Annotated in this window: 15 protein-coding genes, 1 tRNA gene and 1 pseudogene; 8 read left to right on the forward strand and 9 right to left on the reverse strand. The window is 56.9% G+C overall.

The genetic code is table 11. From position 1 onward, the window contains the following. The first annotated feature begins 73 nt into the window (after positions 1–73). Entirely contained in the window at positions 74–442 is a 369-nt protein-coding gene (locus tag J3P90_RS18955; protein WP_434675228.1) for a cupin domain-containing protein, read from the forward strand. Between the two features lie 9 nt (positions 443–451). On the opposite strand, the gene J3P90_RS18960 is transcribed toward J3P90_RS18955, so the two are convergent. The 3 genes and pseudogenes from J3P90_RS18960 to J3P90_RS18970 form a co-directional block, all read right to left on the reverse strand. Next, positions 452–1,198, reverse strand: coding sequence for a phytanoyl-CoA dioxygenase family protein (locus J3P90_RS18960; RefSeq protein WP_434675229.1), 747 nt, complete (start codon positions 1,196–1,198; stop codon positions 452–454). A gap of 13 nt (positions 1,199–1,211) precedes the next feature. Beyond that, a complete protein-coding gene (locus tag J3P90_RS18965) occupies positions 1,212–2,000 on the reverse strand; it encodes a methyl-accepting chemotaxis protein (protein WP_411829982.1) in 789 nt (262 codons plus the stop codon). 117 nt (positions 2,001–2,117) lie between these two features. Next, positions 2,118–2,846, reverse strand: a pseudogene (locus J3P90_RS18970) (MCP four helix bundle domain-containing protein); the annotation flags it as partial. Positions 2,847–3,177: 331 nt separating this feature from the next. Here J3P90_RS18970 and J3P90_RS18975 point away from each other — a divergent pair. The 4 genes from J3P90_RS18975 to J3P90_RS18990 all read left to right on the forward strand — a co-directional run bounded on the left by J3P90_RS18975 (position 3,178) and on the right by J3P90_RS18990 (position 5,355). Beyond that, positions 3,178–3,333, forward strand: a complete 156-nt coding sequence (locus J3P90_RS18975) for a hypothetical protein (protein WP_434650218.1) — start codon at positions 3,178–3,180, stop codon at positions 3,331–3,333. Then, positions 3,330–3,596: a short-chain dehydrogenase gene (locus J3P90_RS18980; protein ID WP_249873708.1), complete on the forward strand. Its 267-nt coding sequence runs from the start codon at positions 3,330–3,332 to the stop codon at positions 3,594–3,596. Before J3P90_RS18975 ends, J3P90_RS18980 begins: the two co-directional genes overlap by 4 nt. 286 nt (positions 3,597–3,882) lie before the next feature. Then, entirely contained in the window at positions 3,883–4,299 is a 417-nt protein-coding gene (locus tag J3P90_RS18985; RefSeq protein WP_434675230.1) for a type II toxin-antitoxin system YafO family toxin, read from the forward strand. Between the two features lie 567 nt (positions 4,300–4,866). Further along, complete coding sequence (locus tag J3P90_RS18990; RefSeq protein WP_434675231.1) at positions 4,867–5,355, forward strand: hypothetical protein; 489 nt, start codon at positions 4,867–4,869, stop codon at positions 5,353–5,355. Positions 5,356–5,556: 201 nt separating this feature from the next. Here the strand turns inward: J3P90_RS18990 and J3P90_RS18995 are convergent, their stop codons facing one another. After that, positions 5,557–6,210: a hypothetical protein gene (locus J3P90_RS18995; protein WP_434675232.1), complete on the reverse strand. Its 654-nt coding sequence runs from the start codon at positions 6,208–6,210 to the stop codon at positions 5,557–5,559. A gap of 247 nt (positions 6,211–6,457) precedes the next feature. On the opposite strand from J3P90_RS18995, the gene J3P90_RS19000 reads away from it, so the two are divergent. Next, positions 6,458–7,168 carry a hypothetical protein gene (locus tag J3P90_RS19000; RefSeq protein WP_434675233.1) on the forward strand — a complete coding sequence of 237 codons (711 nt, stop codon included), beginning with the start codon at positions 6,458–6,460 and terminating at the stop codon, positions 7,166–7,168. A gap of 57 nt (positions 7,169–7,225) precedes the next feature. Here the strand turns inward: J3P90_RS19000 and J3P90_RS19005 are convergent. The 5 genes from J3P90_RS19005 to dapA form a co-directional block, all read right to left on the reverse strand. Beyond that, a tRNA-Ser gene (locus J3P90_RS19005) sits at positions 7,226–7,315 on the reverse strand. 83 nt (positions 7,316–7,398) lie between these two features. Further along, on the reverse strand, positions 7,399–8,112 hold the full coding sequence (gene purC, locus J3P90_RS19010) for a phosphoribosylaminoimidazolesuccinocarboxamide synthase (RefSeq protein ID WP_025212375.1): 714 nt from the start codon (positions 8,110–8,112) through the stop codon (positions 7,399–7,401). A gap of 28 nt (positions 8,113–8,140) precedes the next feature. Beyond that, positions 8,141–8,899: an MBL fold metallo-hydrolase gene (locus J3P90_RS19015; protein WP_420766700.1), complete on the reverse strand. Its 759-nt coding sequence runs from the start codon at positions 8,897–8,899 to the stop codon at positions 8,141–8,143. Positions 8,900–8,903: 4 nt separating this feature from the next. After that, positions 8,904–10,019: an outer membrane protein assembly factor BamC gene (bamC, locus tag J3P90_RS19020; protein WP_420766701.1), complete on the reverse strand. Its 1,116-nt coding sequence runs from the start codon at positions 10,017–10,019 to the stop codon at positions 8,904–8,906. Positions 10,020–10,036: 17 nt separating this feature from the next. Continuing rightward, positions 10,037–10,915, reverse strand: a complete 879-nt coding sequence (gene dapA, locus J3P90_RS19025; RefSeq protein WP_420766702.1) for a 4-hydroxy-tetrahydrodipicolinate synthase — start codon at positions 10,913–10,915, stop codon at positions 10,037–10,039. 315 nt (positions 10,916–11,230) lie between these two features. On the opposite strand from dapA, the gene J3P90_RS19030 reads away from it, so the two are divergent. Together J3P90_RS19030 and J3P90_RS19035 are read left to right on the forward strand one after the other, a co-directional pair. Next, positions 11,231–11,791, forward strand: a complete 561-nt coding sequence (locus J3P90_RS19030) for a glycine cleavage system protein R (protein ID WP_003184325.1) — start codon at positions 11,231–11,233, stop codon at positions 11,789–11,791. A 10-nt stretch (positions 11,792–11,801) separates the two neighbouring features. Next, a complete protein-coding gene (locus tag J3P90_RS19035; protein WP_434675234.1) occupies positions 11,802–12,275 on the forward strand; it encodes a peroxiredoxin in 474 nt (157 codons plus the stop codon). Positions 12,276–12,317: the final 42 nt, after the last annotated feature.

Genomic DNA, 12,317 nt, shown 5'->3' on the forward strand with positions numbered 1-12,317 from the left:
GCACGATCATCCAATACCCGCGACGATCCAGACCCTAACGTAGCACTCACTTTCAATTGAGGAGCGTACCGCGATGAATCATTACTCCCCCATTAACTTCGCGCAGAAATACGCGCTGTTCCATGAGCAGTGGGCGCCCAAGGTTGTCGCCGAGATGAACGACTACCAGTTCAAGATTGCTCGTCTCGAAGGCGATTTTATCTGGCACACCCATGCCGATACCGACGAAACCTTTATCGTGCTGGAAGGTGAACTGCGCATCGACTTTCGCGACGGCGCCGTCATGATTGGCCCGGGCGAGATGTATGTGGTCAAGAAAGGCGTCGAGCACAAACCCAGTGCCGAGCGGGAAGTGAAGTTGTTGTTGATCGAACCGCGGGGCGTCATCAACATGGGGGAGCAAATCAATACGCGAACCGCAGTCAATGACGTCTGGATCTGACCGGGCAGCTCAGTCGTATTCCGCTTCCTGGTGATCGCCTAGCAGCCGTCGCTGGCGAGGCGTCGCGGCGGCCAGTACTGCGGGGTTGAACTGCCACTGAAGATAAGGCGAGAACTTCTGCGCAACCATCCGCCGACCGTAATGCACTTGGAGCATGTACCGCGTGCGGTCGGCGGTCCGGTTGTCGCTGCCGGCGTGCCACAACTCACTTCGCAGTACCAGAACATCGCCCGCCCGGCACAACACTGGCTGCGCCGAACGTCCCTGCCACTGCGTTTCGCCCGCCGCAGGCGCCCGGCCCGCCTTGTGGCTGCCGGGTATTACCCGTGTCGGGCTCAGGTCAGCATCAATGTCATCAAGGTAAAACTGTGCGGTGAACACCTGCATCGGCAGTTCGAAACCGGGGTCGGCCAACAGGGCGGGCGGCAGCTCCATGGGCAGGTAATCTAGATGCAGAGGCGCGCCGATAAAACCGGGATGGCAGCGCCAGGCTGTCTGCCCGATGATATGGCAATCATCTCCCAAGGCGGCCTCGGCAAGCTCGATAACTGCGCTCACGTCCAGGTACGGCAACCAGAACGGATCCCTGTTGAAAACGCATTTGTAATGATCGATGACGCCGCTGTAATCCCAGTGCTGAGGCTTCAGCAAGTCGATAGCGCGACGCAGGTCGGCGACCTGCCCGGCGTCCAACACACCGGGCATCAGGACAAAGCCGTCCTGATGCAAGGCACGTAGAAGGTCGTCAGTCGCCACGACACCACCTGCCTCAGGTGCGGAAGCGGCCGGTCAGCTCTGCGAGATTCCTCGACAGATTCGACAACTGCTGGCTGGCATGCATGCTTTGGGCAGAATTGGCGGCCGCTTCGTTGGAAAGATCGCGGATATCGGAAATATTGCGGGCTATTTCCTCGGTGACGCTGCTTTGTTCCTCACAGGCATTGGCGATCTGCGCGGCCATGTCGTTGATCCGCTGGATCGAACCGCCGGTACCGCTGAGCACCTGATCGACACCTGCCGCACGCTCCACGCTGTCCCGGGCCTTGCTGCTGCCCACGTGCATGGCTTGTACCGCCTTGGCGACGCCGCTCTGCAAGCGCTCGATGCGAACCTGGATGTCCTTGGTGGAGTCCTGGGTGCGGGCCGCGAGCGCCCTCACCTCGTCGGCCACCACAGCAAAACCACGGCCCTGCTCACCGGCCCGAGCGGCTTCGATGGCAGCATTCAGCGCCAACAGGTTGGTCTGCTCAGCGATGCCACGGATCACCTCGAGCACGGCACCGATACTGGAGGTCTCCTGGGCCAGTGCCTCGATCGTACCCGAGGCGCTCTCCACTTCCTGGGCCAACTGGCGGATCGACTCGATGGTGCTGCTGACCACCTCGGCGCCATCGCGAGATTGACTGCTCGCCTGTTGCGCTGCATCCGAAGCACTTACCGCGTTGTGCGCCACTTCATGCACCGCCGCGCTCATTTGAGTGGCGGCGGTACTGACCTGATCGAGCGCGGCATGCTCGCTGCTGATCAACCGATCGTTCGTCGCGGCCATATCGGCCATGGCCCGCGCGGCGGAATCGACCTCGCCGGTCACCCGCCCTACTTCGGCAATCAGCGGTTGCAGCTTGTCGAGGAAACGGTTGAAGGCGCTGCCGAGTTGTCCCAGCTCATCGGACGAACGCACTTCGAGACGACCCTTCAGATCGCCACCACCTTCGGCAATCTGTTCGACCCGGTGGAGCAAGCGACGCATCGGACGCAACACGACCATGGGCAAGGTCACGATCAGCAGGATGCAGCCGACCAGGCCGACCAGCAAGATGCCTCCCTGCTGCAGGCCCACGGCTTGTCCGTGATCGATCGCCGCTTGACCTTCCCGTTGCGACGCCTCGTCTTCCAGCTCACCCAGTTTGTCGATGGCATCGCGCATGGTGTCGAATTTGCTCTCGCCCTCACCAAAACTCAGTGCACTGGCCGCCTGCGGATTGCTCGTGGCTTGCTCGACGACCTGACGCGAGATCTGCGACCACTGGGCAAAGCGGTCATTGAACTGACCGACGAGCGCCTGCGCCTCGGCACCTGGCTGCATCGCCGCGTATTTTTGCACGCGTTCGTACGCTTGCTTCAAATTGTCCCTGTGACTGGCCCGCAGCGCCTCGACATGAGCCGTCGCCCCGCCACCCAGCAAACTGCGTTCGGCAACGAAGGCCTGATACAGGTCACGATCCGCATTGAGCAACAGGCTGATGGCCGGCAGATAACGCTTGGTCAACTGCGTGCTGGACTCCGTCACCTGGCCGATACCGCGCACACCCGCCCCCCCCATCAGCACCAGCAACACAGCCAGGAACGCAATCGGCAGAGTGATTTTCCAACGAAAGCCCAAGTCGGCGAAAAACCGCAGCATGGTGTCACTCCTTACACGGGGGGAATACCTGCCTATCGGCAGCCTTATGTTGAGCTATAGCCCATTAGTCTGATTGTCACAAAGGTTTGGGTGTGAAGGGCTGTGGTTATGCGGGATGCGGAGGGGGTAAAAAAGCGGGGAGGCAATTGCAGCGGGGAATATTTCCTACATTTCCCACCCACATAATTTAGAGAACTTTCTGACTCATCATCTGATTGAGGATTTCTACGGAAGGGATCTATAGTTCAAGCGCGTCGCTCATCAGAGCGGCTTGGGTTTGGCGACCCATGACAAATATGCAGGAACCTCTCACGGATTGCGGAACGCTACCGTGCGCAATATGCTGCTTTCCGGTAGCTGTGCGTGGGAGATCTTCGGATCTGCCGGTTTTTCTATTTGTCCGGTTCGCCAACCCGCGCACAGCTACCACCTTATTCGTTTGGCGACGATTAAGAAGGTCTTCAATCAAATGGAATTTAAAAAATGAATAGATACATGGCTCTTACCAGCAATGCCGACGATCAGCCCCTATTCGTCGATACCACTGCGCCTTTGCACATCCTGCTTGACACGGCGGGCTATAGAATCCGCGCAGTCACCCAGCTTTTAGAGAACCTCGCCATGCGAGGGGATATTCCAAGTGACTCAGTGGTCCTCCAGGACTTTGCGCAGCTGTGCTGCATCTCCTTGAGAGATGGTTGTGACGTGCTTGATGTCATCGCCCGACGCTTGGACGCAGAGCCGGCCTAGCTCAAAGGGCCTCTCACGGGGCCCATTTCGTCGAAACAAGCATGGTTCGATGACACTGAACCCCTCCGGTTTGCCCGGACTCGATTAATCACATAAGCTGATCAGCATGAATACACACACCTCGGAGGCTCCGATGGCTACCACAAAAAAAGTCGAGAAAGCGCGTAGAAAAGTCACTCACGAAGAGCTGACATTTCTTGACGTTCGACAAGCTGCACGTGATGGTCAGAAAGTGTTCGATAAATTTGTAATCACTGGCAAGCTTCCTATTACAAAGTAGGCCTGGATGCCAGCCGTTAAAATTTCCGCACTTTTTGAAGAAATACAGAACTGGAAAAATATTGCCGCACACTTTTACAATTACAAAGTGTGCGGCGAGCTTCCGGCTATCTTTGGCAGAGATGAACTGCTCGATCTGAGTGATATGTGTCACATCCATTTGGCGAGCACTGCAGAAACACAAGCTCGCTGGGCCCAAATCGACCGCCAGTACTATCGCACAGCCTTAACGGAAGACCCTGACAACGACTTCTGGCTTATTTATGCCTATGATGACTTCAAAGATACGTACCTACTGCTGACGATCATTGGACCAGACGCTCACAACCGTAAAGAGTGGGGATCGTTTTTACGTACGATTCATAGCGACATTGTGGAACCTTGGATTGTAGGAAAAATCACTTTTCCTGAGCTAGATGACTGACACCATCTAGCTCTAAGCAAACATTCGTGCTCGCCGCTTCGAAGACCTGTTTCGATATGATGGCGCTCGCGACGACGAGTGGCGTCTGCATGATTGCGAATAGTTTGAATTCGCTGCAATAGGTTACGAGAGACAGGCTCTCCGCCAGGAAGAAGGCTCCCGGGATGTAAAAGTGAGCATTTGGGGTTGGGGTTACACCTGCACAGAAGTCATTGCCCCTAGTCGCATTGAGGCGCTGCGGTTGATTGCGGCTCTGGCCAACTGCCTAATCTTCCTGACGGGCTACAGGCCCGTGAAAGCAAATTGGAACAGCGTTATCAAAGCAACAGCCTTAAAAATAGGCGAGTGCTTTCGTTGTGGTGCTTGGGGTTGGAGTCTTGGCGTTGCTGCATGGACTTTGGTGAACGAGAGCATTTAGGAAAACTCGAGCAGGCCCTGCGCGACGATGTGCATCATCAGGCACGGGTATTGGAGTAGATTTGTGGGAACCCTCAGGGTCTGTCCCGTCCCTCCTTACGGCTAGCCGCCATTCACAGCCACCAGCTTCCAGCACGAAGGAAAAATGCAATGCAGACCAGTGAAATCATCAGCACCGCCGGCTTACTTCTCACCGCATTAGTAGCTGCCGGTGGCTGGCTCTGGCAACGCTGGCAGGAACGTACAAGCGTGCGTGTGGCGATCGTTGCAGAGGTGCTGGCGTTGAGGAAGATCGCCGTCGAGCGAGATTACCTTTCCGGCCTAATCGAATTTGGGAACCAGTTAATTACAATACCAGAAGACCAGCGTCCAGAAGCGTCATTGCAGGTACGAATTCCTGAGCACTATTGCAGAGTTTATGTCGCGAACCTCGGGAAGCTGGGATACCTCTCACCAGAGGATGCTCAGTTGGTTGTCAGCTTCTATCAATACGTCGATAGCGTTGTGCAGGACGTCACAAAGGGCGGAATCATCTACGAGGGGTCAAATGACCCAAAAGTTTTCACAGAGGCTGCAAACGTCCTGAAGTCTGCCTTAGACGTTGCCCAGCAACTGGCTGACAGACATGCGAAGAAATGAGCGTCGAGATACCGCGAGGAACGGGGGACAGACCACGATTTTGAGCTCACTTGTAATCGCCCTGCCGCATAATCGTGGTCTGTCCCCTTTTTCCCAATAATCGTGGTCTGCCCCCGTTTTACTTGAATAGCTGATTGTTGCGACAGACAGCTATATAAGTTAGCTCGACAGCCATATGCAACGCTCCGTAGCAATCACAATCTACTGCATATCTTCTAACAGCTTCTTTGTAATCACTTCCTGCTGAATCCAGTTAACAGTAATCTGTATCAACAACTTCAAATCCTTAACATCTTTACCTTCCCACTTTCGAACGTAATGAGTTTCATCATTGCCGAGCCAAATCGCCCGCTTAGCACACTGCTTAACATTCTCATTTGAAACGAACGCTTCAATCACCTGTGCAATCGGACGCTTTTTTATATCTTCTTCTTTGCCCGGATTCTGAGCAGTGCAGTAATCTTTGATCAGATACTCTAGAGACTTCCTAAATCCAACACCGGCTATTTCCCCTAAGCCATACGACTCCGCTTGAGATGCCTGCTTATAAATCTCCGAAAACTGCGGTGATATATGTGTAACTTCCTGTACAACGGCAACAGTTTTAGGCGTCCATGGCAGCAATGACCTCAAGGATAAAATACCCTTTAGGATATCCATTCGGTATGAAGCTATAAACATCCTCTTGCAATTAGTTTTTGGGCACACATACAAAACATCCACATTCTCACGAGCATCGCAACGCAGGCCCGTTATAAAGTTAGGAGTAACGCCAAAATGACATATCGGACAAAAATCCGGCAATACATCGACAGTTATATATTCCTTCCCACCGCTAATTAAAAGCTGTTCCATGCTCCCCCCAAAATCAATCAAGCTGGTTAGTATACAAGTCACGGCGCTATCAAGATTTATAACCAGATTCGCCTCGTAACACGCTCAGACTATCCGCAAACATTGCAAACCGCCATCAGTTGCCCCTCACCAGTCCTTGGACGGCGGCAGGGCCAAGATAGACAGGAACGTAGCGAGCGTATTACAGACACCTACCGGGCAGCGACTAAGGCTAAACTGGATCACTACCACGCAAAAGGAAGTGAACATGAATGACGCATGGAACCTGCAGGCATTGCGGGCACAGGTCAAGATTCGCCAGCCTGACACAAGCAAAAGGCTTGTTCAGATCATCAATTCGCTTGGTCGATCACGTGATATCTTCGAGTACCACAAGTGTCTCGCCCGCGATGCCTTCACCGCATTCAACGCCGAAAACGACCCCCATGGAATAAGTTTTGCCCATCGAATTCTTGGAGGTGGTGACGACAACGGCGTTGTTCATGAAGCTGGCTTAATCATTGAAGCTAACTTGATCGCCTGCATTGCAATCACTCGCAATTCGTACGACAGTTTTGGGCAATTACTGAATGGCCTTGTGGTGCCCCTGCCCCTCACAGGCAATTTCTACATCCACAACGTCAAAGTCGCCCTTCCGGCTGGAGAGCTTAAAGATCGCCTGAATGACGCCCTCACGTCAGAATGGTTTGGGTACACACACGCCTTCATGAACATGGTCAAGCACCATCGATTGATCGTACACAATCCGTCAATTTCATTCATAGACGACAACAGGGGCGGCAAGGTTGAGGGCTTTAGACACAAGGAGAAAGATTATCTGGCGTGCTGGGTTCGGGAGGCGCTGGAAGGAACCGTGGGGCTCCAGAATTCGCTACGGGCATGCGGTGTACTACTCAATCGCATGTACCTTGGGAAAAATCCCACAAAACCTACCGGAATTAGTAGTACAAAGGAGTAGTACAGCTCAAAAAGAAAAACCCCCGTAACTCATTGAGTTACAGGGGTTTTCTGAATATGGCGGAGAGATAGGGATTTGAACCCTAGGTACTGTTGCCAGTACAACGGATTTCGAATCCGTCCCGTTCGGCCACTCCGGCATCTCTCCAGTGGCGCGCATCATACCAGCACATTCGCCGGAAGCGAACCCCCGGGCGAAATTTTTTCCGTGCTATCAGTCGCTTGCGTCGACTACAGCGGTACACCCAGGCGCTGGGCGACTTCTTCGTAGGCTTCGATGACGTCACCGAGGCCTTGGCGGAAGCGGTCCTTGTCCATTTTCTTCTTGGTGTCCTTGTCCCACAGGCGGCAGCCATCCGGGCTGAACTCGTCGCCCAGGACAATGGAGCCATCGCTGAACACACCGAATTCAAGCTTGAAGTCCACCAGCAGCAGGCCCGCGTCGTCGAACAGCTTGGTCAGCACTTCGTTGACCTTCAGGGACAGTTCCTTCATGCGAGCCAGTTGCTCGGCGGTGCCCCAACCGAAGGCCACGACATGGGATTCGTTGATGAACGGGTCGCCCTTGGCGTCGTCCTTCAGGAACAGCTCGAACGTGTAAGGGTTGAGCTTCATGCCCTCCTCCACGCCCAGGCGCTTGACCAGGCTGCCAGCGGCGTAGTTACGCACGACGCATTCGACCGGGATCATGTCCAGCTTCTTGACCAGGCACTCGTTGTCGCCCAGCAGCTTGTCGAACTGAGTCGGCACGCCGGCGGCTTCGAGCTTCTGCATGATGAAGGCGTTGAACTTGTTGTTCACCATGCCCTTGCGGTCGAGTTGTTCGATGCGCTTGCCGTCGAACGCCGAAGTGTCGTTGCGAAACAGCAGGATCAAGCGGTCAGCGTCGTCGGTCTTGTAAACCGACTTCGCTTTGCCGCGGTAGAGTTCTTCACGTTTTTCCATGATGGGCTCCGCTTGCTAAGTAGATGGGCTAGGCGATATGTCGCCAGTCGAGCCCTGAATCTTGATCGGCCAGTTGCAGCCAGTCCGGGTCGCACCCAAGGGTGTCGACGAAACATTGCCGGGCCAGCTGCGGCAGGTTGTTCTTGCTGCTCAAATGGGCCAGGACCAGGTGTTGCAGGCCTTGCCAGCCCAACTCGGCCACCAGGTATGCCGCCTGGTGGTTGTTCAAATGTCCGTGCTCCCCGCCTACCCGCTGCTTGAGAAAATACGGATAGTACCCACGCGCCAACATGTCCCGGCAGTGGTTGGACTCGATCATCAACGCATCGAGGTCCCGGTAGCTGTCCATGACCCTGTCGCAATACGATCCCAGGTCGGTGAGCAATCCAAAGCGCCGCTCGCCGTCGCTGAACACATACTGGGTTGGCTCCCGGGCATCGTGGGCCACACTGACCACGCTGATATCCAGGCCGCCGACACGCAGTTGCTCGCCGCCGGCCACGAAACCAGCTGGCTCGATGGGTTTGCGCAGGCCTTCGAACGTCCCACGGCTCAGGTACACCGGCAGATTGTAGCGCCGAGACAGCAAACCCACGCCATGCACGTGGTCGGCATGTTCGTGGGTCACCAATATCGCGCTCAGTTGCGCCGGGTGCACACCCAGGCGCAGCAGGCGCTTCTCGGTTTCCCGCAGGGAGAAACCACAATCGACCAGAACGTAGGTCCCAGCACTGGCTATCAGCGTGCCGTTCCCCTGGCTACCGCTGCCGAGAACGGCAAAACGCATCGGATCAGCCCAGGTTGTCCTGAATCACGCCCAACACCTTGCGGGCTACATCGGCCGGCGCCACGGTGTTGATGTTCTTCTCGACGGTGACCTGGACGTTGTCGCCGACCTTGCTCAGGCGAACCTGGTAACGCTCGGCGCGGGCTTCGATTTCTTCCTTGTCCGGCGCGCTGCCGAACAGGTTGCTGAAGAAGCCAGGCTTCTCGTCTTTCTTCTCGGCTTTTTCAGCCAGGTTGATGTAGTACAGGCCCAGGCTGCGGTTGATGTCTTCAACGCGCCATTCGCCCTGCTCCAGCGCACGACCCACGCTCGACCAGGCACGGTCGAGGTCGGAGCCGACGTTGAGCACCGGGTTGCCGCTGCCGTCTTCGCTCAGGCTGACGCGGCTTGGCGTGTCGTAGTCGCGGGTCGCGAGCATCGAAACCGAACCGCCCTGCTCCGCGGTGCGGCTCATGCTGGCAAGCATGTCGTCCACCAGCGCGGCGTCGAGGCCGGTATTGACCGAGCGATTGGTGAAGGCCACGTCGGCGGTGCTGCCGGCGGGACGCTCGGCGCTGACCACGTAGATCTCACTGGTGTTGCGCTGTACGCCCGGCTCGATCCGTACGCGCACGCGGGTTTCGCTGTCTGCCGAGACACCGGCGGCGCTCAGGCGCTTGGCCATGGCGGCGGACAGTTCATCGGAACGCTGCCAGGTGGTGGTGAATTCACCCGTCTGTGGGCGCTGCTCGTCCAGGCGGAAACCGTTGTCCTGGAAGAACTGGATCGCCACCGGCCAGACTTCGGCCGGTGGGTGCTGGCCCATGACCCAGCTGGAGTCACCGCTCTTTTGCAGGGTGTAGTCGCTGGCATCGGCCACGGCCGACAGCGGCTGTGGTCGCGGGACAACGTATTCGCCCTTGACGCTGTCGTCGGCGACGTTGCGCGGGATCGGCAGCAGCGGATCCAAACGCTTGGCGACGCTGACGTCCGGTGGCAGTTGCATCGGTGCAGTCTGTTGCGCTTCGAGGTAGTCGCTACCACGGTCGCGGAAGTAACCATCCGGTCCCCAGATCCACCCGCAGCCACTGGTGCTGGAGATAATCAAGGCAAGTGCGGAAAGTCCGGCCATTCGCTTCATGCGTTGTACTTCCTCAATTAAACCAGGACGCCGGACTGGCGCATGGCCTGCCGCAGCGGTTCGTGACAGGTGTTGCTCAACCAGGTGAGCGGCAGGCGAATGCCTTCGTGCATCAGGCCCATTTCGACCAAGGCAAACTTCACCGGGATCGGGTTGGCTTCGATGAACAGGTCCTTGTGCAGCGGCATCAGTTTTTCGTTGATTGCACGTGCGGTCTCGGCATCGCCCTTGAGCGCGGCCTCGCACAGATCGGCCATTTCTCGCGGAGCGACGTTGGCGGTCACGGAAATATTGCCCTTGCCGCCCAGCAGGATCAGCTCGACGGCTGTCGGGTCATCGCCAGACAGCACGATGAAATCCTTGCTGACGCCATCGAGGATGGCCTTGGCCCGTACCAGGTCGCCCGTGGCTTCCTTGATGCCGATGATGTTCGGCACGGTGGACAGGCGAATCACGGTCTCGGCTTGCATATCGCAGGAGGTGCGGCCGGGAACGTTATAGAGGATCTGCGGGATGTCGACCGCTTCGGCAATGTACTTGAAGTGCTGGTACAAGCCTTCCTGGGTCGGCTTGTTGTAGTACGGAACGACCAGCAGGCAGGCATCGGCGCCGGCTTCCTTGGCGTTGCGGGTCAGTTCGACGGCTTCGCGGGTCGAGTTGGCTCCGGTGCCGGCGATCACCGGAATGCGGCCGTTGACCTGCTTGACGACGGCGCGGATGACTTCGATATGTTCGTTGACATCAAGGGTAGCCGACTCGCCTGTGGTGCCGACGGCGACAATGGCATGGGTGCCGTTTTCAAGGTGGAAGTCCACGAGTTTGCTGAGGCTGGCCCAGTCAAGACGCCCTTGTGCATCCATGGGTGTGACCAGTGCCACCATACTGCCCGCAATCATGAAACCGCTCCTGCCGGAAAAAGAGAGCCGTAATGGTACTGGCGCCAAGATGCTTGTACAAGCGAACTCCCATTCCCCTTGGCGATGGTTTTCGCTACCCTTCAGGCTTTGATCGGTAGCGATAAGCTCATACGCCGGTCCCCAGCCTCCGTTTTCGTCGTTACAAGCCCCGATCCTGCGTGTGTCCCGGTGTATTTGTGTTGCCCCGCAACGCAACGCATCCACGAGGCGAAGGGCCTGAACCGTTCGATTTCCCAAGGCTGGCACCGCATCGAGCTGAAACGTACCGACCGCTCATCGCTTTAGGAATGCTGCATGTCCACCCCCACAGTCCGCGAACAATTCCTTGTTATCAGTGCCCTTGGCGCCAACCCCATGGAGCTGACTAACGTCCTGTGCCGCGCCAGCCATGAAAATCGCTGCGCCGTCGTGACGTCACGCCTGACCCGTCATGGCGAGTGCAGCGCGCTCGTGCTGGAAATTTCCGGCAGCTGGGACGCACTGGCCCGCCTTGAGGGCAGCCTGCCCGTACTGGCCAAGAAACATGCCTTCACCGTCAACGTGGTACGCAGCGCCGCCTTGGAGAATCGTCCCCAGGCCCTGCCTTATGTGGCTTACGTGAGCTCGGCCTACCGCCCGGACATCATCAACGAGCTGTGCCAGTTCTTCATGGACCACCACGTCGAACTGGAGAACCTGACCTGCGACACCTACCAGGCCCCGCAGACCGGCGGCACCATGCTCAACGCCACGTTCACCGTGACACTGCCGGCCGGCACCCAGATCAGCTGGCTGCGCGATCAGTTCCTGGATTTCGCGGACGCGATGAACCTGGACGCATTGATCGAACCGTGGCGCCCACAAAACCCAATGTAAGGAAGCGTTCATGGCCGTTGCCATCGACCAGCCGGTTACCGATTTCCAGGCGCCCGCCACCAGCGGGCAGACCATCAGCCTCGCAGCCCTGAAGGGCAAGCAAGTGGTCATTTATTTCTACCCCAAGGACAGCACGCCCGGCTGCACCACCGAAGGCCAGGGTTTCCGCGATCAGTACGCGCAATTCCAGGCCGCCAACACCGAAGTGTTCGGCGTCTCCCGGGACAGCCTAAAGTCCCACGAGAACTTCAAGTGCAAGCAGGAGTTCCCCTTCGAGCTGATCAGCGACAAGGACGAAGCGGTTTGCCAGTTGTTCGACGTGATCAAGTTGAAGAAGCTTTACGGCAAGGAATACCTGGGCGTTGATCGCAGCACGTTCCTGATCGATAAACAGGGAGTGTTGCGCCAGGAATGGCGTGGCGTGAAGGTGCCGGGGCATGTGGATGCAGTGTTGGCGGCGGCTCAGGCGCTCAACAAGGCCTGAGTTTTTTCGTTGTCAGCTTCGGCCTAATCGCGAGCAAGCTCG

It is taken from the genome of Pseudomonas sp. D3-10 (assembly GCF_051132175.1).
Taxonomy (GTDB): Bacteria; Pseudomonadota; Gammaproteobacteria; order Pseudomonadales; family Pseudomonadaceae; genus Aquipseudomonas.